Source organism: Solitalea canadensis DSM 3403, from assembly GCF_000242635.2.
In the GTDB taxonomy this organism is placed as follows: Bacteria; Bacteroidota; Bacteroidia; order Sphingobacteriales; family Sphingobacteriaceae; genus Solitalea; species Solitalea canadensis.
The window spans coordinates 1,526,118-1,548,428 of sequence record NC_017770.1 but is presented as its reverse complement, the minus strand read 5'-3'; the positions used below and the strand labels follow the sequence as shown (position 1 = coordinate 1,548,428).

At 37.1% G+C, this 22,311-nt stretch carries 23 protein-coding genes; 12 read left to right on the top strand and 11 right to left on the bottom strand.

Features of this window, described 5'->3' with window-relative positions:
• Positions 1-100 precede the first annotated feature (100 nt).
• The 4 genes from SOLCA_RS06300 to SOLCA_RS06285 all read left to right on the top strand — a co-directional run bounded on the left by SOLCA_RS06300 (position 101) and on the right by SOLCA_RS06285 (position 2,321).
• On the top strand, positions 101-1,336 hold the full coding sequence (locus SOLCA_RS06300; protein ID WP_014679610.1) for a peptidase U32 family protein: 1,236 nt from the start codon (positions 101-103) through the stop codon (positions 1,334-1,336).
• 85 nt (positions 1,337-1,421) lie between these two features.
• Positions 1,422-1,652 carry a ferredoxin gene (locus SOLCA_RS06295; RefSeq protein WP_014679609.1) on the top strand — a complete coding sequence of 77 codons (231 nt, stop codon included), beginning with the start codon at positions 1,422-1,424 and terminating at the stop codon, positions 1,650-1,652.
• A gap of 7 nt (positions 1,653-1,659) precedes the next feature.
• The gene (locus SOLCA_RS06290) at positions 1,660-2,046 is read left to right on the top strand and encodes a hypothetical protein (protein WP_014679608.1); all 387 of its coding nucleotides are present in this window, start codon (positions 1,660-1,662) and stop codon (positions 2,044-2,046) included.
• A 74-nt stretch (positions 2,047-2,120) separates the two neighbouring features.
• On the top strand, positions 2,121-2,321 hold the full coding sequence (locus SOLCA_RS06285; RefSeq protein WP_014679607.1) for a hypothetical protein: 201 nt from the start codon (positions 2,121-2,123) through the stop codon (positions 2,319-2,321).
• 33 nt (positions 2,322-2,354) lie between these two features.
• Here SOLCA_RS06285 and SOLCA_RS06280 read toward each other — a convergent pair whose 3' ends face one another.
• The 5 genes from SOLCA_RS06280 to SOLCA_RS06260 all read right to left on the bottom strand — a co-directional run bounded on the left by SOLCA_RS06280 (position 2,355) and on the right by SOLCA_RS06260 (position 7,661).
• Entirely contained in the window at positions 2,355-2,963 is a 609-nt protein-coding gene (locus SOLCA_RS06280; protein ID WP_014679606.1) for an HAD hydrolase-like protein, read from the bottom strand.
• A gap of 1 nt (position 2,964) precedes the next feature.
• Complete coding sequence (locus tag SOLCA_RS22195; RefSeq protein WP_014679605.1) at positions 2,965-3,837, bottom strand: ATP-grasp domain-containing protein; 873 nt, start codon at positions 3,835-3,837, stop codon at positions 2,965-2,967.
• A 14-nt stretch (positions 3,838-3,851) separates the two neighbouring features.
• Positions 3,852-4,529, bottom strand: coding sequence for an ABC transporter ATP-binding protein (locus SOLCA_RS06270; RefSeq protein WP_014679604.1), 678 nt, complete (start codon positions 4,527-4,529; stop codon positions 3,852-3,854).
• A gap of 293 nt (positions 4,530-4,822) precedes the next feature.
• The gene (locus tag SOLCA_RS06265) at positions 4,823-5,146 is read right to left on the bottom strand and encodes a DUF3817 domain-containing protein (protein WP_014679602.1); all 324 of its coding nucleotides are present in this window, start codon (positions 5,144-5,146) and stop codon (positions 4,823-4,825) included.
• 82 nt (positions 5,147-5,228) lie between these two features.
• Entirely contained in the window at positions 5,229-7,661 is a 2,433-nt protein-coding gene (locus tag SOLCA_RS06260) for a DUF5916 domain-containing protein (protein ID WP_157604523.1), read from the bottom strand.
• A gap of 311 nt (positions 7,662-7,972) precedes the next feature.
• On the opposite strand from SOLCA_RS06260, the gene SOLCA_RS06255 reads away from it, so the two are divergent.
• From SOLCA_RS06255 to asnS, 3 genes are all read left to right on the top strand, one after another.
• Positions 7,973-8,773 carry a hypothetical protein gene (locus tag SOLCA_RS06255; RefSeq protein WP_014679600.1) on the top strand — a complete coding sequence of 267 codons (801 nt, stop codon included), beginning with the start codon at positions 7,973-7,975 and terminating at the stop codon, positions 8,771-8,773.
• Between the two features lie 222 nt (positions 8,774-8,995).
• Positions 8,996-10,186 (top strand): ADP-forming succinate--CoA ligase subunit beta, encoded by a 1,191-nt coding sequence (sucC, locus tag SOLCA_RS06250; RefSeq protein ID WP_042479425.1) that lies wholly within the window; start codon positions 8,996-8,998, stop codon positions 10,184-10,186.
• 174 nt (positions 10,187-10,360) lie between these two features.
• The gene (gene asnS / locus SOLCA_RS06245) at positions 10,361-11,797 is read left to right on the top strand and encodes an asparagine--tRNA ligase (RefSeq protein ID WP_014679598.1); all 1,437 of its coding nucleotides are present in this window, start codon (positions 10,361-10,363) and stop codon (positions 11,795-11,797) included.
• Positions 11,798-12,011: 214 nt separating this feature from the next.
• Here asnS and SOLCA_RS06240 read toward each other — a convergent pair whose 3' ends face one another.
• Complete coding sequence (locus SOLCA_RS06240; RefSeq protein ID WP_014679597.1) at positions 12,012-12,758, bottom strand: EcsC family protein; 747 nt, start codon at positions 12,756-12,758, stop codon at positions 12,012-12,014.
• Between the two features lie 220 nt (positions 12,759-12,978).
• On the opposite strand from SOLCA_RS06240, the gene SOLCA_RS06235 reads away from it, so the two are divergent.
• The 5 genes from SOLCA_RS06235 (at position 12,979) to SOLCA_RS06215 (ending at position 16,899) form a co-directional block, all read left to right on the top strand.
• Positions 12,979-13,488: a GNAT family N-acetyltransferase gene (locus SOLCA_RS06235; protein WP_014679596.1), complete on the top strand. Its 510-nt coding sequence runs from the start codon at positions 12,979-12,981 to the stop codon at positions 13,486-13,488.
• Between the two features lie 63 nt (positions 13,489-13,551).
• Positions 13,552-14,166, top strand: coding sequence for an L-threonylcarbamoyladenylate synthase (locus SOLCA_RS06230; RefSeq protein ID WP_014679595.1), 615 nt, complete (start codon positions 13,552-13,554; stop codon positions 14,164-14,166).
• 84 nt (positions 14,167-14,250) lie between these two features.
• Positions 14,251-14,817 carry an ester cyclase gene (locus SOLCA_RS06225; RefSeq protein WP_014679594.1) on the top strand — a complete coding sequence of 189 codons (567 nt, stop codon included), beginning with the start codon at positions 14,251-14,253 and terminating at the stop codon, positions 14,815-14,817.
• Positions 14,818-14,943: 126 nt separating this feature from the next.
• Entirely contained in the window at positions 14,944-16,281 is a 1,338-nt protein-coding gene (locus SOLCA_RS06220; protein ID WP_014679593.1) for a vanadium-dependent haloperoxidase, read from the top strand.
• A 105-nt stretch (positions 16,282-16,386) separates the two neighbouring features.
• On the top strand, positions 16,387-16,899 hold the full coding sequence (locus tag SOLCA_RS06215; protein ID WP_014679592.1) for an HPP family protein: 513 nt from the start codon (positions 16,387-16,389) through the stop codon (positions 16,897-16,899).
• A gap of 36 nt (positions 16,900-16,935) precedes the next feature.
• On the opposite strand, the gene nhaA is transcribed toward SOLCA_RS06215, so the two are convergent.
• The 5 genes from nhaA to trpD form a co-directional block, all read right to left on the bottom strand.
• A complete protein-coding gene (gene nhaA, locus SOLCA_RS06210) occupies positions 16,936-18,159 on the bottom strand; it encodes a Na+/H+ antiporter NhaA (RefSeq protein ID WP_014679591.1) in 1,224 nt (407 codons plus the stop codon).
• Positions 18,160-18,197: 38 nt separating this feature from the next.
• Positions 18,198-18,971, bottom strand: coding sequence for a tryptophan synthase subunit alpha (gene trpA, locus SOLCA_RS06205; protein WP_014679590.1), 774 nt, complete (start codon positions 18,969-18,971; stop codon positions 18,198-18,200).
• A gap of 194 nt (positions 18,972-19,165) precedes the next feature.
• The gene (trpB, locus tag SOLCA_RS06200) at positions 19,166-20,362 is read right to left on the bottom strand and encodes a tryptophan synthase subunit beta (RefSeq protein ID WP_014679589.1); all 1,197 of its coding nucleotides are present in this window, start codon (positions 20,360-20,362) and stop codon (positions 19,166-19,168) included.
• A gap of 42 nt (positions 20,363-20,404) precedes the next feature.
• Positions 20,405-21,028, bottom strand: coding sequence for a phosphoribosylanthranilate isomerase (locus SOLCA_RS06195; protein ID WP_014679588.1), 624 nt, complete (start codon positions 21,026-21,028; stop codon positions 20,405-20,407).
• A 3-nt stretch (positions 21,029-21,031) separates the two neighbouring features.
• A complete protein-coding gene (trpD, locus tag SOLCA_RS06190; protein ID WP_014679587.1) occupies positions 21,032-22,033 on the bottom strand; it encodes an anthranilate phosphoribosyltransferase in 1,002 nt (333 codons plus the stop codon).
• Positions 22,034-22,311 lie beyond the last annotated feature (278 nt).

Below are 22,311 nucleotides of genomic sequence, written 5' to 3'. Positions count from 1 at the left end.
ACTGACTCAGAACTCCCAACTACAGACTCCCGACTAAACCACCTATGAACTCTCCCCTAAAAACGGTATCTTTGCAAGCTTTATTTTTGTAATTGACAATATGAACCGTTATATAGAACTGATGGCTCCAGCCGGTAATTTTGAATCGCTGCAGGCTGCTATCGACAATGGTGCTGATTCTGTTTATTTTGGTGTTGAACAGTTAAATATGCGTGCTGTATCTTCTATAAACTTCGTTTTAGAAGATATTCCTGAAATTGTTGCACGTTGTAAACCCAAAGGTATCCGAACGTATATTACGCTTAACACAATTGTTTACGACCATGACATGAACATGGTTAAGAACATTGTGTCTGAGGCCAAAAAACATGATATTACGGCTATTATTGCGGCCGACCATGCTGTTATTGCGTTTGCACGCAGCATTGGTATGGAAGTGCATATTTCAACACAGGTAAACGTTACCAATGTTGAAACGGTAAAATTCTACGCTTTATTTGCTGATACAGTTGTATTGAGTCGTGAGCTGAGCCTTAATCAGATCAAAAAAATCACCGAAGCAATTGAGAAGGAACAAGTTAAAGGTCCTTCAGGTAAATTGGTCGAAATTGAAATTTTTGGTCATGGAGCCTTATGCATGGCGGTTTCAGGTAAATGTTACCTAAGCTTACATACACATAACTCATCTGCTAACCGTGGCGCTTGTCGCCAAAACTGTCGTAAAAAATATACGGTTACAGATGAAGATGGAATCCAATTAGAAATCGACAACGAATATATCATGTCGCCACAGGATTTATGTACCATCAATTTCCTTGATAAAGTATTAGACGCAGGCGTTAGTGTGTTAAAGATCGAAGGTCGCGGTCGTGCTGCAGATTATGTAGCCACTACCATTAAATGCTACCGTGAGGCAATCGATTCCTATAAAGAAGGTACTTATTCAAAAGAAAAAGTTGAAGACTGGATGGAGTGTTTGGCAACCGTTTATAACCGTGGTTTCTGGAGCGGCTACTACTTGGGTCAGGAATTAGGCGAGTGGACAAAAGATCATCCAGGGTCACATGCTACCCGCAAGAAACTCTTTGTTGGAACCGGAGAACATTACTTCACCAAAGCAGGTATCGCTCAGTTTAAACTGGAAGCATTTGATATCAAAATTGGCGATAAAATGTTGATTACCGGCCCTACAACAGGTGTTAAAGAGTTTGAAGTGGATAAATTAATGGTAAATGACGTATTCGCGGAACAAGCTGTTAAAGGAGACCAGATCACATTACCACTTGAATTCAAAATCCGTAAGTCTGATAAATTATATAAGTTAGTAGAAGCATAGCTATAAATTTCGGGTTGAGGGTTTCGGGTTACGATTTATTAATTTATAACCCGAAACTCACAACCCGAAACTCGTAATATTAAGAATGGTAATCGTAACTCTTCAGCGGGAAAAATGTATCGGGTGTAATTATTGTGCGGAATTGGATCCGGAGCATTTTCGCATGTCGAAAAAAGACGGAAAATCTAATTTGCTTCATTCCATAGATAAAAAGGGATTTCATACCGTTCGTTTACCGCATGATTTTGTTTTTGAACAGGTAGAAATTGCAGCTAATGCTTGCCCCGTTCGAATTATAAAAGTTAGTAAGATATAACGCCAAAATGATGGATCAACGCAAACCGTCTAAGAATAAACTATTTCAATGGGTATTTTCAATCACCCTTTTACTTAGTTTATTTACTTTTCAAGGTTTTGCAGTCGGTTCTTCTTCCGTTTCCTCTACAGGTACAACTACCGAATTAATTGTTGCTCCAAATCCTCAGTTAAAACGAACTCTTTCCTTTAAAAGCGCCTATTATTCATATTGGTCAAAAAACTCATTCACTTTAACCAACAGAAAAGTACAGTTAATGAACCTGTTCTCGTTCAACAACCTCGTTAAGGTACAACATGCTTCCTTTAAAAACCTAATTATTGAAACCAATAAAATCGATCTAAACCACATCAAAACAATTCCTCAAAGCTTCAAGAACGAAACAGAAGTTTAATCTCTCCCCTATTTTAGCCCTTCGGCTATTTATTTTATTATCCTAACCATAAGAATGCTTAATCTTTTGAGTTTATGCAAAAACTTAAAAAAGGGTTAAAGCTGGTCGGTCTATCACTATTAATTATTATAGCTTGTTTAGGCGTAGGAATTAGTGGAGCAGCTCCTGTTTTACCCAGAAATAAAGAAAATTCTGTACTTGAAGTAACGGTTGAACTAAAGGAAAATACAGAAGAGGAATCAGAAACAATGATTATAAATCATTTCAAACAATAAAAATAAACCCTGCTCAATCGGCAGGGTCTATTTTTAAATTTTTACCAGATCTCCTACAAGTAACAGATCTATACCGCTAACCTTGAATGACTCATTGCCAACAAGCAGCATCTCGTCATTGGTTAAATTATATTCTTTCGATAATTTATCAAGCGTTGTTTTAACTGATTTATCTTCCGATTCTTCGGTAAAATAAACTGTTAAATACTTTTCGAGTCCATTCCATTCGATCTGCTTAATTTTATTTAGCTGTTCCTCCGGATCACCGGCAGTAAGAATAAACAATCGCTTGCGGTCCGCTACTAATGTTTGCATAAACTCCAGTGTTTGCTGGTACATTAACAACTTAAGAGGAACTCGGGCAATACGAAACAATCGTTCAAAATTCTCTTTGAACATTGGATCCATAGCAAAGTGATCAATGGTTGCATCGATCAACTCCGCACGATCTGTGGTGCCCTGCTTTTGCGCCAGGTAATTTAAAATTCGCTTGCCTTCCTGTATTCCCGGTTGGGTGTATTCCATAAACTCACCAAACAGGTAATAAACCTGCAGGTCATAATCTTTGGAAGGAAATATAGTATTGTCTAAATCGAAAACAAAGGTTGTTTTAGAAGGATATTTATCAATAATCTGCTGCATCTTAATCCAATTGTGCTAATTCATTCTTTATAGATACTAAGAGGTATTCCTCCTCCATCATCCATTTTAAATCGGTAAAATAAAAACCTGCCTCCGTTTGAACAAAATCTAACTGATAACTTCCATTTAAATTTAAAACGTCAGCAATGGAAGATGACAACTGCATTAAGATCATGTTCAGTGGCTCCGGATCTTCGTACGTATTTGTTTTGCAAGTACCCTTTTCATAATAACCGATCTGTGATTGTAATGCACCATCAATGCATACTGATAATAATAACTCAGGAAAGTTATCAGCTGATAGCAATTTCGACAATTGAGTATACGATATTAACGGATTTTGCAAATTTGGAAATAGGGAACTGTAAGCATCAACACTATCATCAACTATTCTAAAATCGCTATTCAATCTTTTCGAAATAGGTTCTACCTTAATCTTTTTTGATGGGTATCCCAGTTTTAGCATTGTTGAAACAAAAGAATCAAACTTGTCGAGCTTACTAATAGCAGGAACTGCAAAGCCCTCTGACTCTAGTCTATTGTACAACCTGGATTTATCATTAAGTAAGTCAAGAATATTTTTTGATGGACATAAGACGGCTATTCCATATTCTGAAAACAGTGTTTTAGCAGATGCTAAAGCTTCCAGTTCTTGTTTTAATTGAGGAACAACCACTTTTATATCATGATCCAGACAGATTTTCAGAATCTTATGAGCGAATGCCCCATCATCCGATAATGGGATTTGTATAAATGTATCTCCTGATAGTGCTAATGAATCGGAAAGGTATATCTTATGTGCTGAATTAAGCACCGTATAAAATCTTTCTGTTTGGGGCAATGAGGCCCCGGTAAGTAATAAGTTGGTTTGCATTAATAAATAACAGTTTATTGATCAATTACTGTTTCATGCGAATAAACAATTTTCCCATCTTTCATTAGCAACTCACGGTCGGCCATACCGGCTAATTCTTCGTTGTGTGTTACTACTACAATTGTTTGGTTAAAGCGATCCCTTAAATCAAAAAATAACTGATGAAGTTCTTTTGCATTTGCAGAATCAAGGTTACCGGAAGGTTCGTCAGCAAGTAAAATAGCTGGCTTATTGATTAATGCACGGGCAACAGCCACTCGTTGTTGTTCTCCTCCTGAAAGTTCCGTTGGCTTATGTTGTAAGCGATGACTTAAACCTAGTAATTCAAGTAATTCATGTGCATATTTTTCGGCTTCTTTGCGAGATTGTTTGGCTATAAATGCCGGAATACACACATTCTCAAGTGCCGTAAATTCTGGTAAAAGGTGATGAAACTGGAAGATAAAACCGATTTTTTGATTCCTAAATTCACTGATTTTCCTTGAATTCAGTTTTGAAACATCAATGTTATCAATAATTAAAGAACCATTATCGGCATTATCAAGTGTACCAACAATATGCAGTAATGTACTTTTACCAGCACCAGATGCCCCTACAATTGATACAACCTCTCCTGTTTTTACATGAAGATCAACGCCTTTTAATATCTCTAACTTTCCGTAAGATTTATGAAGATTTTGCGCTTTTAGCATATGCCAAATTTAGTTAAAAAATCATAGCGGATGGTTCATAGTTGATAGTTCATAGTTTTTTTAGACCATGGTCCATAGTCAATAGCATTTGCGTAAACTGGTTCATAGTTGATAGTTCAGGGTCTATAGCGTATAGAACATTTGCCATTATAAATTAACTTATTAGTAAAAAGTATAATTTCTTTAGCTATCTAAAACTATGGTCTATGGTCTATGGACTATGGACCTCTCTATGAACTATGAACCATGAACTATGAACTATGAACCATGAACTATCAACTATCAACTATCAACTATGATCTCTGAACTAACTCATGCTCCTTGCTTAGCACTTTGTGATCTAATACAAACGTGCCAAATGGCAATAATGAAGCAATGAATGCCCAAAACGAACGCCCGAATTTCCATTGATATTCAATAACTACTTGAATCAATAGTAAAATATAAGCAATAAATAATAATCCATGGAACCAACCGCAAACTTTAACTACTTGCGGGTAATCCAAAAGGTATTTAATTGGCATTGCGATAAACATCAATAACAGGAATGAAACTCCTTCTAAGAAAGCAATTGCTCTGAATCGACCGATCAGGCTTTGTCCGTATTTTTTAATCATGATTGCAACAGTTTGCCGCAATATTAATCACAGAAACTGTAGCAATGAAGTTTCAATCGAAAAAATGACATTCGACAAACGATCAGGCTTTGACTTTATGTTTTTTCTTTAAGCTCTGGTAATCGAGAAAATAAAGTACTTTTAAGCTTACCGTATTCAATTTATCAGCTCTCATTACATTTCCAAAGTTCCTGAAAAAACTAGTCGACTGTATCGCATCATTTTTCTCAATTGCTTGTTTATAAACCAATACCACATCACTACCCGGAGCAAAACGCCAGGTATAAACCATGTCAATGTTAAAGAAATTTACATTTTGATTATCGGTAGAATAACCACTTTGATTAGGCGTTATGTAACCATCATTAGTTAAATCGAAGAACTTCAAATAATTGACAGTCGACCAATAATGACGAGCTTTCAGATTAAGGGACATATTCTGATTAAATACGTATTGTCCGGTTAAAGCATTGGTATAAGTATAAATTTTCCGATCACCAAAATAGATTGATTGTTCATCATCGCTTTTACCTGCATATCCCCTGCTATAATCATCACTGTAAATAAATTCATAAAACACTGATAAATGATCATTAAAACGAAAGCGAGGAAATAGCTTAAATTCATAATAAGGCATATCAAATTCGTGCGTATCGAAATAAGCAATTCTTGCATCAGCAGCCAAACGCTTACGATAATCTGTTGATATTCCGACAATTCCACCTATATAACCCGGACCTTTATAAACTCTTCCCGGAGTGCGTGCCTCATAAAAATCATTAAAATCAGATTTGTATTCAACAAAGAAAAACGAGAAGAACCGACTTTTAAACAGAATGTCATATTCAAGATTAGTCAGAAAGTATTGAAACTCCTTTGTTTTGTACGTGTTTGAATATTGATTAAAACTGTATAAGCCCCAGTTTTGCACATTCTTATTTTTAGGCTTAAACTGTTCATAGGAAGTAAAAAATGAATGCGTAAACTCATTGGCACTAAATAAAAGCCCCAAGTCGTTCGGATTGTATTTATCACTTTCAACCAGTTGGGTAAGTCTAAATTTAAAATTACCTGAAATCTTAGCCACATTTACAGCATACCGATAACCATTGCTAATACTATCATCAGGCAATGTTTTATGACTGTAGGCCCCAAAACCATCGATCTGGTATTTATTACTTTTTGTACCCAGCTTAAAGCCTAAACCAGTAACATTAGCATCATCACGAACATCAAAACGATTAACATTTGTATTAATAAAACTAACCGACGAATTATGAGGCAACGTCTGATCAATTGCAATGATATTATAATTGGTCAATGGTTCGGTTCTGATTTCCTTTCTGTTTCCTTTATTATCTTCCACCACCGCATACATTGAATTGGTAATTGCGTTAAACAAACCTATTCCCAATCCTTTCTGAGTACGACCAGATATCTTGGTTGCATTTAACATTTGCGATTGAGCCGGATTTTCAATGATTCTTACCCCTTCATTATCTTCCATATCATCCACTTCATAAAACTTACGCGGTTGGGCTCCAATCCTTCGCGGATAAAATAACCCGCCAAGCGTAAACAACTCCATCCCTTCCTTAAAAAAAGGTCGTTGTTCGGCAAACTCCGTTTCAAACGCTGATAAATTTAATATCCTATTATCCGAAGCAACTTGTCCGAAATCAGGGGCTAATGTTGCATCCAACGTAAAGTTTTCATTTAAGCCCAACTTAAAATCCATTCCTGCATTATAAGACTTACTCAGGTTATTTTTACCAGCAGTATTTAGTGGAAAATGGCTGAATGTAGTTCCCAGATAAGGAGTAAAAGATAAACGAAGCGGAGGTTCAACATCAGTGATCCCTTCCAGAATTCCATAATAAGGTATACTGTTTTGTGTATTCTGAGGAATGTACTGCCATAAATCCTGTTCACGCGTACGACGAATATTACGCTGAATCTCCAAGCCCCATTTCTGGTCTTTACTTTTAGGAAAGCGCAATGCTGAATAAGGAATCCGTAATTCGGCCACCCAGCCTTTATCATTAATCTTTACATAACTGTCCCAAACAACATCAAACACCCTTCCCGTGTTATTATTATTATTGGTAGCGCTTGAGGTCCCAATTCGCTCATCTATCTGTATTCCGGCCGCAGAAACACCAAATGTTACCGCATTCTGCTGATTAAAATAAGTATCAAACGAAAAATAAACTTCATCAGCATTGCCATTTTCATCTCTTTTAGTAAACTCATGAAGGATACTATCTGGTGATGGATCATGCATCAAGGCTGCAATGTAAATCGCTGTATTATCATAGGCAATACGAACTTCGGTAGCAAAGGAAGCTTTAGTATTTTCAGTAGGCTGTGTTTGAATAAAATCAGTAGCCGGTATGGCTCTGAGCCAAATTTCTTCGTCCAAAACGCCATCAATTCTTGGTGCTTTTTCAACTCTCAACGCCTGAAGCGTTTTTTTAGGTATATCACCAGGCGACAACGTTTTTTGCGAATACACCCTACTTGTTAAACCTATAATTAAAAAAAGGCACACATATAGCTTACAAAAAAGAAATGAAGCAATGTTTAAGCTGCGAAATGCTAAAACAAAAGAATTAACACCTGATAAATGTGAATAAAAAGTCATAAAGCCCTGTGGCATACAGACTCAATTTTATGTAAAATGTTGCACGAGAATACATAGATAAATGCAATAAGTTTAGTACAAAATGACAAAATTCTGATTACAATTACATTCATGAATCCACTAAATACTTGCCTTTTTATATAAGGAAATAAGTATTTTTAAGTGCACAACACCTTAGTTTTATGAAAAAACTGATCATTTTAACAAGTTTGGCACTACTAGCAATCGCTTGTACAGGAGAACAAAAGAAAAAAGATAAAACCACTCCAATGGATTCCGTACAAGTAAAAGCAATAGATGATAAAGCTGTCACTTCAGCCATAGATAAATATGTTGCTTCCATCAAATCAGCGATTCCAACACTCAATTACAAAAGAAGCTTACAATATAGTTTGGGCGATTATACCTTTGATGTTAGTGTTTATTACAAGGACAATAAGCAAGTAGCATTATTTGAAGAAGGTCACAGTGGGGAGGTTGGATACAGACGTCTGAATGTTTTCTTGGAAAATGATAAACCTGTGTTTGCTGAACTAGCTGAAAAAACTTCAATGGGAAGCAATAACCAATTTACGGAAGCAAAGGTTTATTTAAACGATCTCAAAGTAATTAAAGCAGAAGAGCGAAAAAGCAATTTAGAAAGTAAACTGACTGAGAAACCATTTACGCCATTTGTTGCAGATACATTAGGTTTTGCAGCAAAAGCTGATTTTCTAAAAAATGCCATTGACTGTAGCGGAGTGTTTGATTTACCTTTCATGGAGATTAAAAAATCAGGAAACAATGAATACCTTATTTTGGGAAAGGCTGATGCTAACAGTTACAAAGTAATTCTTCATATTATAAAAGCAGATGAGTTGATTAAAAAACTGAAAGCAAATCCTCAGGCGTATAAAGGGAAAAAACTAGATATTCAATGGTCTTATGAAAATATTAAAGGCTATGAAAGGCTTGTTTATAAAAGCGGTTCCTTATCAATTTAACTGAATAAAAAACTGATTTAAAGCATCTATCTTCCTATTTAACAAACAATTACAAATAGCACTTCACCAATACACTGAGCGTGTGTATATTTTAATAGTAAAAATAGCCTTAAAAATTCAATCACAGGTTTTAAAACTTAGCTATAAATACTACTTTTACGGCACAATAAGAAAAGCGCCGTTTTGTTGCGCTATTTCCGAAAAAAGAAAATTTATCCGCAAATGAACATTCACGAATACCAGGGGAAATCCATTCTGAAGAGTTTTGGAGTTCGAATTCAGGAAGGCATCGTAGCCGATACTCCTGAACAAGCCGTTGAAGCAGCAAAACAATTACAAGCCGAAACCGGTACAGGCTGGTGGGTTGTTAAAGCCCAAATCCATGCCGGAGGCCGCGGTAAAGGCGGAGGTGTTAAGTTGGCTAAATCGCTAGATGATGTTAAATCACTGTCTGAACAAATTATCGGAATGCAGTTGATTACTCCTCAAACCGGTCCTCAGGGTAAAAAAGTAAATAAGGTGTTAATTGCGCAGGATGTTTATTACCCTGGCGAAAGCAAAACCTCAGAGTTTTACATGAGTGTTTTGTTAGATCGCGCTAAAGGTCGTAACATCATCATGTATTCTACCGAAGGTGGTATGGATATCGAAGAAGTGGCTGAACACACGCCTGAGAAAATCTTCAAAGAAGAAATCGATCCTAAAGTAGGTTTACAAGGTTTCCAAGCTCGTAAAATTGCTTTCAACTTAGGTTTAAGCGGTGATGCTCACAAAGACATGGTTAAGTTTGTTGCTGCTTTATATAAAGCTTACGAGGCAACAGATTCATCAATGTTTGAGATCAACCCTGTTCTTAAAACCTCTGATAATAAAATCTTAGCTGTTGACGCTAAAGTAAATCTTGACGAGAACGCATTGTACCGTCATGCTGATATCGCTGCTATGCGTGATGAATCAGAAGAAGATCCTACTGAAGTGGAAGCTGGTAAATCTAGCCTTAACTACGTTAAATTAGATGGTAACGTGGGTTGTATGGTTAACGGAGCTGGTTTAGCAATGGCTACTATGGATATCATCAAATTAGCTGGTGGTGAGCCTGCTAACTTCCTTGACGTAGGTGGTACTGCTTCTGCTAAAACTGTTGAAGCGGCTTTTCATATCATTTTGAAAGACCCTAACGTTAAAGCGATCCTTATCAACATTTTCGGTGGTATCGTTCGTTGCGACCGTGTTGCTCAAGGTGTTATTGACGCTTATCAAAACATTGGCAATATTCCGGTTCCAATCATTGTTCGTTTACAAGGAACTAACGCTGTTGAAGCTAAAAAATTAATCGACGAATCTGGATTGAAGGTTTATTCGGCTATTCAATTAAAAGACGCTGCTGAACTTGTTACTAAGGTTTTAGCGTAACAGTTCATAGATCATGGTTAATAGTTCATAGTTGCAATACTATGGCTATAACTTCAATAAATATTTAACAGCAGTTATAGTAAAAGCTATAACTGCTGTTGCTGGTTAATAGATATAGCATATTGCTATGATCAATGAACTATTAACCATTAACTATTTACATATAAATTTACAATGGTAAAAAGAACACGCATCAAAGAAGTCCTTGAATCCACAGCTTTTGGATCGGAGGTGACTATCAAAGGTTGGGTGCGCACTTTCCGCAACAACCAATTCATCGCGCTCAATGACGGGTCGACTATTAATAATATACAAGCTGTTGTTGATTTTAATAATACCGATGAATCGTTGCTGAAACGCATTACCACCGGTGCGGCTGTTTCTGTTACTGGCGAATTAATTGAATCGCTTGGCAAAGGCCAAAAGGTAGAGGTTAAGGTAAAGAGTATTGAAATTTTAGGTGATTGTGATCCGGAAGAATATCCTATCCAACCTAAAAAACACAGCCTGGAGTTTTTACGTGAAAATGCCCACTTACGTTTCCGTACTAATACTTTTGGTGCAGTTTTTCGTGTACGTCATGCTTTAGCATTTGCTGTTCATGAATTCTTTAACCAAAAAGGATTTGTGTACATGCACACTCCTATCCTAACGGCTTCAGACGCCGAAGGAGCTGGTGAAATGTTCAAAGTAACTACTTTTGATATTGGAAATCCACCACGCAACGAAGAAGGAGAAATCGATTATAAACAAGATTTCTTTGGACGCGCGACCAATTTAACCGTTTCTGGTCAGTTAGAGGGAGAATTAGCCGCTATGGCATTCGGAGAAATCTACACTTTCGGTCCTACTTTCCGTGCAGAAAATTCAAATACTACCCGCCACTTAGCGGAGTTTTGGATGATTGAGCCTGAAATGGCGTTTTATGATTTAGTTGATAACATGAACCTTGCAGAAGAGTTCATTAAATATGTTATTGGCTATGTACTTAAAAACAACCGTGAAGATTTAGAATTCCTTGGACAACGTTTGGCTGAAGAGGAAAAACAAAAACCTCAAAACGAACGTAGCGAATTAGGTTTGATCGAAAAATTAGAGTTTGTTACCAACAACGATTTCGAGCGTATTACTTATACAGAAGCGATCGATATTCTGAAGAACTCTAAACAAAATAAAAACAAAAAATTCCAGTACATCATAGAAGAATGGGGAGCAGATCTTCAATCGGAGCATGAGCGTTACCTGGTAGAAAAGCATTTCAAAAAACCGGTAATTCTTACTGATTATCCTAAAGACATTAAGTCGTTCTACATGCGCTTAAATGAAGACGGTAAAACGGTAAGAGCAATGGATATATTGGTTCCTGGAATTGGCGAGCTAGTTGGAGGTTCTCAACGTGAAGAGCGTTTAGATAAACTCACAGCCCGCATGAAAGATATGGGTATACCTGCAGAAGAATTATGGTGGTATTTAGATACACGTAGATTCGGTAGTGCTGAGCACGCAGGCTTTGGTTTAGGATTTGAGCGTTTGGTATTATTTACTACAGGAATGACAAACATCCGTGACGTAATTGCCTTCCCTCGTACACCTAAAAATGCAGAGTTTTAAGATTTTTTCTTGATCAATTCAATAGTGAAAGAGCTGTCCCGTCCTGGTTTAACCTGATGAGACAGCTCTTTTCATTTATTCTAATTTATATCGTCAGCTGAAGACAGACGGCGATGGAGTCTCTTCTATAGCTATATTCATTTTGAGAATCAGCCGGATACAACATCTTTGGAGCTTCTTGAAAAATATCATTTACTTTTCAACCTGACACTTTTTAATTCAGCATCTTGCCATCAATAGCCAACGATTTATTTATTCGCATCCGATAAGCATTCATCGCTGTTACTCCCAATTTATTGGTCAAACGGTGGTTAACATAAGCGCCGGTTATTGCACCAATGCCCGGAACTAACTGCAATAACTTGGAAAGATCAATATAATCACGATATTCCTGCTGAAAGTTTCTCCAATCAAATTGGTGAATATCCTCAGGTAAATACTTACTGTAATTGGGCCAGTCCTCAATAATCTTATAGACTTCCCTCCTATGTTGCTGACTTGAAAAAGTCAATTGAAAAATATGCAGGATATAAATACGTTCCTTAAAATTGCTTACGTCATAACCATACAGAGCCGTTATTTCAAACAACATCTTTATTTTAATGCTCAGCCAAATCGGAAAATCAGCCAAACCCAGTAAAATACCACCTGCTCCCGTTATGGCTCCTTCTGCTGCGGCAGTTTTACTATAAAAATTGATACGCTCCATTACCTTTTCTTCTAGCTGTTGTAAAGTCCCCTCTCCTTTAGGTTTCGGATTAACAAATTCAGCTCCTGTTAGAACGCCCCTCATCATTTGTTTTATAGCAAGGGTAATTGTATGATGAACTTTTTCCGGAATTAATCTGTTCATGCGAATTTGAACAGATTTTGAAAGGCGATCAGTAATGGAGGGCTTACGTTGCATATTTCGTTTCCAAACCTCTAATTCATGCATTGCCAACTGATCATAATTATTCATAATGGAAAAATAACGAAAAAGCAGAAGGGCACAATCACCTATTGAGATTCTTATTGACCCAAACCTATCTCACTCAATATACACAAAATTTAAATTAACTATTTTTACTTTATTCAATTATATATTTCAAATACTTGCATAAAATCAATCTTTTATTCCGAATTAACTTGTAAGATTTGTTATTTTTTGTAATTTAACAACAACATAAAATAATTTCGTCATGAACAACGCTCCAATCCTTTTTGAATCCGATCGTTTATTATTCAGAGAATTTACACCTGAAGACGCTCGAGGAATGTTTGAGTTGAATCTAGCTCCGGAAGTTTTAAAATTTACCGGCGACGCTCCTTTTAATTCAATCGATGAAGCCCGATCATTTATTACAAATTATACCCAATACCAGGACCGTGGCTACGGACGCTGGACTGTCTTATTAAAAGATACCAATGAGTACCTTGGTTGGTGCGGGTTAAAGTACATTCCGGAATACATGGATATTGATTTAGGATACCGCTTTTTAAGAAAATATTGGGGTCAAGGCATGGCTACTGAAGCAAGTAAAGCTACACTTAGTTATGGTTTCAACCACCTTAATATGGATCGAATTGTGGGTCGCGCCCATGTTGACAATCATGCATCGATCAGAGTACTTGAAAAAGCAGGATTATCTTTCGAGAAAGAAATGGAATATGATATTGGACCAACAGTTCAATATGTAAAACTAAAGTAAATGGTTAATTTTAGCTTTTTCATTAGCGGCTTCATTTTAAGCTAGAATTACTCCGTTTATAACATGTTATTAAAAATCTATCCTGAAAATCCAAATCCCAGAGCAATTGAACAAGTAGTTGAATGCTTAAAAAAAGGCGGTGTTATTATTTACCCTACAGATACTGTATATGGGCTGGGCTGTGATATTACAAATCAAAAAGCGATTGAACGAGTTTGCCAGATAAGGGGACTAAAGCCTGAAAAAGCTAATTTATCCTTTATCTGTTATGATCTCAGTCATTTGAGTAATTACACCAAACCGGTTGACACAACGCTGTTCAGAGTACTAAAAAGCCATTTGCCGGGACCTTTTACTTTTATATTCAATGCCAGCGGCCAGGTCCCTAAACTTTTAAATAGTAAAAAGAAAACGGTTGGTATTCGCGTTCCGGATAACAACATAGCTCGTGAAATCGTCAATCAGCTTGGAAACCCGATTGTTTCAACTTCAATTCATGATGACGACGAAATTTTGGAATATTCAACAGATCCAGAGCTTATTTATGAGAAATACCAGGATTTAGTTGATATCGTTATCGATGGAGGATATGGAGGCAATGAAGCCTCAACAGTAGTAGATTGCACTGACGGAGAGATGGAGATTGTTCGTCAGGGTAAGGGAATTTTATCCATTTAACCTTCCGTTTTTTTTGTTAACTTTAGTTATCTTCTGCTTTTCTTACCCAAATAACGATCATAACTTTTATAAAAAGGAGGCATTATGAAAACGTTCGTTTCATTATTCCTGGTAACGATGGCTATTTATGCTTGTTCAAAATCACCAGGTGGTCAAGCTAATTTACAAGCTAAGGTAGATTCTTTGGAAAAAGAACTGACCATGTACAAAGAGGATAAGGAAAAGACACAACTGTATCTCACCCGTTTCGATTCATTGGATTTTGATGTTTATAGCAACCAAAAGTGGGACTTGTTGAATATCAGCCATGACAATAATATCCTGGTAACTTACCCCGACGGAAGTCAAACCAAGGACATTGCAACCCATATTACAGCTTTAAAGCCGATGTTTGTATTTGCTCCCGATACGAAGATTACAGAACATCCGATAAAATTTGGCTCAGGCGATTGGACGTGCGTAACCGGATATATTACCGGTACTTTTTCACAGCCAATGCCAATAGGAAATGGTAAGACAATTCCTCCAACCGGCAAATCCTTTAAACTGGCAATGTGCACAATTGGCCATTGGAAAGATGGCAAAATGATAGAAGAATCATTATTCTGGGACAATCAAACATTATTAAAACAAATAGGTATTGCTCAATAATAATACCTTCAGCATCACATATTTGTAATAGGTATTTTTAAAAAATAAGTTGCGAAAATCTATCATTTTGGGGTAGTATCTATCGCTCAGAAAGCTTATATTTATTTAATAACCTATTACGCTCATATGAAGTTTACAAGTTTACGTGTCTATTTTTTTGTATTCATTTTTTTATTAGTGGTTCAATCTTGTAAAAAAGATGAGGGTGGAAATCCGGGACCAGTAAAGATTGATGCATCCCAATGGGGGTCTTTTGTTCCTGTATCCTGGTACAATATGGAACTTAAATTATTGAAAGAAACTCCAGGCTTTACCCCTCCTATTGCTGCTCGAGCAATAGCTTACACCGGAATAACTTTACATGAAACGGTAGTGCGAGGAATGGAGAATGGCACTTCGCTAAGTGGTCAGCTTGATGGACTAGCCTATCTTCCGTCGCATGAAGAAAATCTCAGGTACAACTGGGCCATTGCAGCCAATGCAGCCATGGCAGATGTTATCAGAAGTCTTTTTGGCAATGCTTCTCAGGAACACCTGGATATGATTGATGCCCTGGAAACAGAAAATCTGCTTGAGTTATCTACAACCGATTTTAGTCAGGAAGAAATTGACCGTTCGATTCAGTTTGGAAAACTGATGGCCAATGCAATCTATTTATGGGGTGCATCTGATGGCGGACAAGGAGCTTATCTTAATAATTTCCCCATTAATTATACCCCTCCGCAAGGTGCCGGACTTTGGATTCCTACTCCGCCATTGTTTCAAAGTGCTATGCTTCCCTATTGGGGTAAAAACCGTTATTTGATCAAAGCCAACAAACAAGTGGCTGGTCAAATTGCCGCCGCACCTGCATTCTCTGCAACTTCGGGTTCTGCTTTTTATCAAAGTGCCGATGCGGTTTATCAAAAGGGGAATACCTTAACTTCTGAAGAAACCATTATTGCAAGATATTGGGCCGACGGAACCGGAACATTTACACCTCCGGGACATATGATCGCCATTACTTCACAATTGATAAAGGATAATAATTTAAGCTTAGATAAAGCTTCGCAACTATTTGCTAAAGTGGGTATTGCATTAAACGACGCCGGAATCTTGTGCTGGCAAGTTAAATATAGGGATAACCTGATCAGACCCGTTAGTTATATCCAGCGATATATAGATTCAAATTGGATGCCTTTAATTGGTACACCTCCTTTTCCTTCCTATTTTTCTGAAAATGCGTCGTTTACCAGTGCAACAAGCATACTGTTGGCAGATTATTTCGGTGAAAGTTATGCGTTTACCGATAATCAAAAAATAGACGATGGCTTTAGTCCCAGGTCGTTTACAAGCTTTAACAGTATGGCAGATGAGGCTGCAATATCCAGAGTTTATGGAGGCATTCATTATCAGTTTGATAGTGAAATCGGTAAATCCGGAGGTTTAGCAATTGCTAATAAAGTGTTAGAATTGAAATATTAAATTATTTCAAACAAAAACAAAACTTTGATGTTAAGGACTTATAAAATATTTTTGCAGGCCAAAAAAACAAGTTCTTACATTAAAAAGCACTCAACGTATTAATTAATGCCCAGAAAGTATATTGCTAAATTTAAAACAGCTGAACGAAGCCCAAGTGCACCACATGTCTCACACGCTATTTATTCACTTTTAGGTGGATTGCTCGCCATTTCATTAATCACTTTATTATCACATTCAACTGCTACTCCATTACTTATTGCACCATTCGGAGCAACATGTGTATTGGCATTTGGCGTTCCCGATAGTCCATTGGCTCAACCAAGAAACATCATTGGAGGACATTTAATTGCTGCTGTTATAGGTTTATGCTGTTTTTATTTAATGGGGAACACTTGGTATTCACTAGCCTTGGGAGTAAGCATTTCAATTGCAGTTATGCAGATGACCCGAACCATTCACCCTCCTGCAGGAGCCAATCCGTTGGTAATTATTCTTACCGGAGCCAAATGGAATTTTATATTCAGCCCTATTTTAGTCGGATCTGTTACTTTAGTAGCAATTGCACTGATATTTAATAATCTGAGTAGTAAAAGGCGCTATCCAAGATATTGGTTATAAAAAGATCCCCGATAATTTAGGTTATCGGGGATCTTTTTATTCTGTTAATTCTTCTGTTGCTACATCCACCTGCTTTTTATTTATTCCCATGTAGATCAAAATGTAGCCGAGCAAGCCCGAGAGCATTGACCCGGTTAAAACAGCAATTTTAGAAAATGTTTGTATTTCTATTTCCTTGAAGGCCAATATTGAAATAAATATAGACATGGTAAACCCAATCCCTCCTAAAAATCCAATTCCAATAACTTTTTTGAAACCAGCATTAGCAGGTAACGACGCAATTTTAGTTTTTACAGCCAGAAATGAGAACCCTGCAATGCCTAACGGTTTCCCTAACAATAAACCTAAGATAATACCCAAGCCAAGCTCGGTACCATAAATAGAAAAAACATTGGTATTAAAGACTATGCATGTATTAGCCAATGCAAATAGTGGCATAATAACAAATGAAGAAAACTGATGCAGGCTATGTTCAAGCAATTCGGCAGGTGAATGATTGGAATAAGGAGAGTTCATTGGGATAGCGGCTGCCAATAAAACACCTGCTATGGTTGCATGTACCCCCGACTTTAGCATAAAATACCACATGAATGCTCCTCCGAGCAAATAAATGAAAATATTAGCCACCTTTAATCGATTTAACACCAATAGAAAAACGAATATGCCTAATGCTATATATAAACTTTGTAAAACCACAGTTTGCGTATAAACAACTGCGATCACTAAAATTGCCCCCAAATCATCAACAACGGCCAATGCTGTTAAGAACACCTTTAAGCTTACCGGCACTCGTTTACCTAACAAGGATAGTATTCCTAATGCAAACGCAATATCTGTAGCCATTGGAATCCCCCATCCGTGTTCGGTTGGAGTTCCTTTATTAATAGCAAAATAGATAATGGCAGGTACCACCATTCCACCTAAGGCAGCTATTAATGGCAATGACGCTTTTTTAACAGAAGACAACTCTCCAGTTAAGAGTTCACGTTTTATTTCGAGTCCAACGACCAAAAAGAAAACAACCATTAAACCGTCGTTAATCCAATGTTCTACACTCAATTTAAATTCAGCGCCAAAACCGGCTACACCAATTTTCTCATGCCAAAAATGAATATAGGCTTCTCCCCATTGCGTATTACTCACAATAATGGAAACAAGTGTACAAACGATAAGAATGATACCTGATGCCTGTTCTGTTTTAAGAAAGGCGGTAAAGGGATTAAATAAACGTTTTTTAATGGTGCTCTGTAATAAGGTCATATTTTTTATTGAACGTAGATTTTTGATAACTGTTTCAGCTACTTGATTGCCTTTACAAAATCACTGATTTGTTGCTCGTTGAACCCGTTGTCCAAAATTTTAACGAAAGCGCTACCAATAATTGCTCCGTTAGCCGATGTACAGGCTTTTTCAAAGCTTTTACGGTCATTAATCCCAAAGCCAATCATTAAAGGATTTTTAAGCTGAAGTCCTTTAAGACGATCAAAATACGCATCTATTTGCGAACCATCAACTTGTAATTTATTACCTGTTGTAGATGAAGACGATAGGGCGTAAATAAATCCGGTGCTTAATTCATCAATTTTACGAATACGCTCATCTGAGCTTTGTGGGGTTATCAGGAAGATATTACTTAAATTATTTTGTTCAAATGTATTTCTGTACAGTTCTTCATACTCATACATTGGCAAATCCGGGACAATAACTCCATCCACTCCTACTTTGGCAGCGTCTTCACAAAAACGTCCAACACCATACTGAATAACAGGATTTACATAACCCATTAAAATAATAGGTATTGAAATTTCCTTACGTAGATTCTCCAGTTGTTGGAACAATACCTTCAATGTCATTCCATTTTCTAATGCCTTTTGGCTGCTGTTCTGAATAGTTGGACCGTCAGCTACCGGATCCGAATAAGGAAACCCAATCTCCAAAAAATCAGCTCCAGCTTTTTCAAGCGCTTTAGCAATGGTGAGCGTATCATTTAACTGCGGATAACCTGCTGTAAAATAAACAGAAAGCAGGTCTTTATTTTTATGTTTGAATAGTTCGATCAGTCGATTGTTCATGTTTTTTAATTTAATTATGGGTTGAGGGTTGCGGATTGCGAGTTACGGGTTGCGAGTTGCGAGTTCCGAGTTAAATATTGAATATAAAACCGATAATTAATTGATTTACAATATGTTAATTAACAATTAATTCCTATTTTGTTATCAACTCGTAACCCGAAACCCGCAACACGTAACCTATAACACTCCATCCCTTAAAATCCAAAATAATCCATATAGGTTTGTAAATCTTTGTCGCCGCGGCCCGATAAACAAACTACTACATTTTCGCCTCCTTTGAAGTTCATTTTTTCAAGATAAGCTAATGCATGAGATGATTCTATAGCCGGAATTATTCCTTCCAACTGAGCTAGCAGTTTGCCCGCTTGCATAGCTTCATCATCGGTAACTGCGACATAAGTTCCTCTGCCAGTTTTAAATAAATGAGCGTGCTGAGGACCAATTCCTGGGTAATCCAAACCGGCTGAAATAGAGTGAGGTTCCACCACCTGACCGTCTTCAGTTTGCATCAATAATGAACGACTTCCATGAAGCACACCTTCTTTCCCTAAAATTGTAGTTGCAGCAGACTTTCCGGAATCTACACCATGTCCTGCGGCTTCGGCAGCAATTAATTTTACTGATTCATCATTCAAAAAATGATAAAATGCACCCATGGCATTACTTCCACCACCCACACACGCCAATACATAATCTGGCAATTCTGTACCGATCTTTGCTTTTAACTGACTTTTTACCTCAGCGCTTATTACCGATTGAAAACGGGCAACCATATCCGGATAAGGATGAGGCCCTACCACCGAACCAATAATATAATGAGTATCCACCGGATTATTGATCCAATCACGCATAGCCTCATTGGTAGCGTCTTTTAGCGTTTTACTTCCTGAAGTTGCTGGCTTTACAGTTGCGCCTAGCATTTTCATACGAGCCACATTTGGCGCCTGGCGTTTTATATCGATCTCTCCCATGTAAACAACGCATTCCAGACCTCGTAAGGCACAAACAGTTGCTGTTGCTACTCCGTGCTGGCCTGCACCAGTTTCTGCGATAATACGTTTCTTTCCAAGACGCTCAGCCAACAAGATCTGACCGATTGTATTGTTTACTTTATGAGCACCCGTATGATTAAGGTCTTCACGTTTTAAATAAACATTAGCCCCGTAACGATCTGATAAACGTTTAGCAAAGAACAATGGCGTTTCGCGTCCAACATAATCAGTTAGCAGTTCCTTAAATTCTTTTTGAAAATCCGGATCATTGATGATGTTTAGGTAGTTTTGACGTAATTCTTCAACGTTAGGGTATAACATTTCCGGAATATAAGCCCCTCCAAATTCACCGTAATAACCGCGTTCGTCGACGTAATAATTGATCTTGGTATTTCCCATGTTTTTATATGTTTAATTGTAAACCTGCATTAGATTTAACAATTATAGATTTCTCATTTTATTAATTACTTCTCTTACTTTCTCCACATCCTTTAGTCCGGGAGATACCTCTAACTTGCTATTAAAATCTAGCGTGCCGATATTTCCACCGGAACTGTTAAATGATGCTATATCGTTACTATTTTCAATTCCTAAGCCACCACTTAAAAAATACGGCTTTGACTGGTCATATTGTTTTAATAATTGCCAATTAAAAGCCAGCCCCGTACCACCATATTGAGCTGATTTTGTATCGAACAAGAATGCATCACATGCATCTTTATATCTTTTTAACTGATTAAAGTCAAATGATTCATCCACTCCAAAAGCTTTAATAACTTCCACTGTTGGCGATTTTAATTGCGAGCAATAATCCGGTTTTTCAGATCCGTGAAGTTGTACAGCATCAAAATCATATTGAGCCACCAAATCCATTACCTTTTCGAGGCTTTCATTTACAAATACGGCCACCTTCTTTATAGAAGCTGGAACAGCTTTTAATACGGAAAGATCATCCACAAAGCGTGGAGAGCCGGGATGAAATATAAAGCCCAAATAATCCGGCTGCAGTGTAGCTACTTCAATAATATTATCACGGTGTTTCATGCCGCATATTTTTATTTTCATCATTTAAGCCGTTACAGGTTGACTATTCAGTAATTTTTTAAAACTGTCCAGGGCTTTTTTTCCAAGCAATGAATCTTCTGCAATTGCATAACACTCTTCAAGTGTTTTACCTTCTTCAAGGCATTTAATCGACATTGCAGAATTTGCTAAAACTGCTTTTTGTTGAGCCAGTGTACATTCAGTATTCAGAACGTTCATAAATATTGTTGCCGATTCAGCAATGGTTTCACCTCCGGTCAAATCTTGGGCATTTAATGTTCCACCAAAAACTTCAGGATTATACAATGCTTCTCCATTATTGGAAAATACCTTAAATGGATCTGTTAAAGAAATCTCATCGTAGCCAGATAGCGTATGGATGATCATATAATGTTTATCGGTTTTCTGATAGAGATATGCATATAAACGTGCTAATTCAAGACTAAAAACACCCACCGATTGAAACTTAGGTTTAGCCGGATTTACCATTGGCCCTAACATATTAAAGAACGTTTTTACACCTAATTCTTTACGGATTGGGGCAACGGTTTTCATTGCTGGATGGAATAATGGAGCATGAAGAAAACAAATATTGGCTTCGTCTAAGGAACGATTTAAACTATCCTGGTCATTTACAAAACGATATCCCAAGTATTCCATTACGTTAGATGAACCACAGGTTGATGACACCCCGTAGTTACCGTGTTTGGATACTTTATATCCCGCTCCGGCAACAACAAACGACGATAAAGTAGAAATATTAAAAGTGTCTTTGCCATCGCCACCTGTACCACACAAGTCGATCAATTGATCAGATGGAAGCGATACCTGCAAACATAATTCAAGCATCCCGTCGCGGAAACCTTCTAACTCGTCTACCGTAATGCTTCGCATACAATAAGCAGTCATAAATGCGGCCATTTGCGAAGTATTGTATTTTCCTAAAGCCAAATCAACAAGCACCTGTTTTGATTCTTCTTTTGAAAACGTTTGTCCTTCAAATAAGTGTTTCAGTATAGTTTTCATATTTCATTTATTCCCCTTATGATTTGTTGTTTGAGTTATAAATTACACGCTACCTTTTCCGGTTCACTTTTTTTGTGGGGGCAAACACAAAAAAAAGGGTTGCCGGAATACGGCAACCCTTCATAAAATATCTTGATGGTAAATTAAATAACAGGGAGGCTACCGTATGCAAGTTATGCTACGCCACCACCAATTGTTATTTAATACTGTTTGTTTCATTTTTCGATTTGCCCAAAAATGAGAAATGTATTTTTTAAATGCAAATAATGATGTGAAAA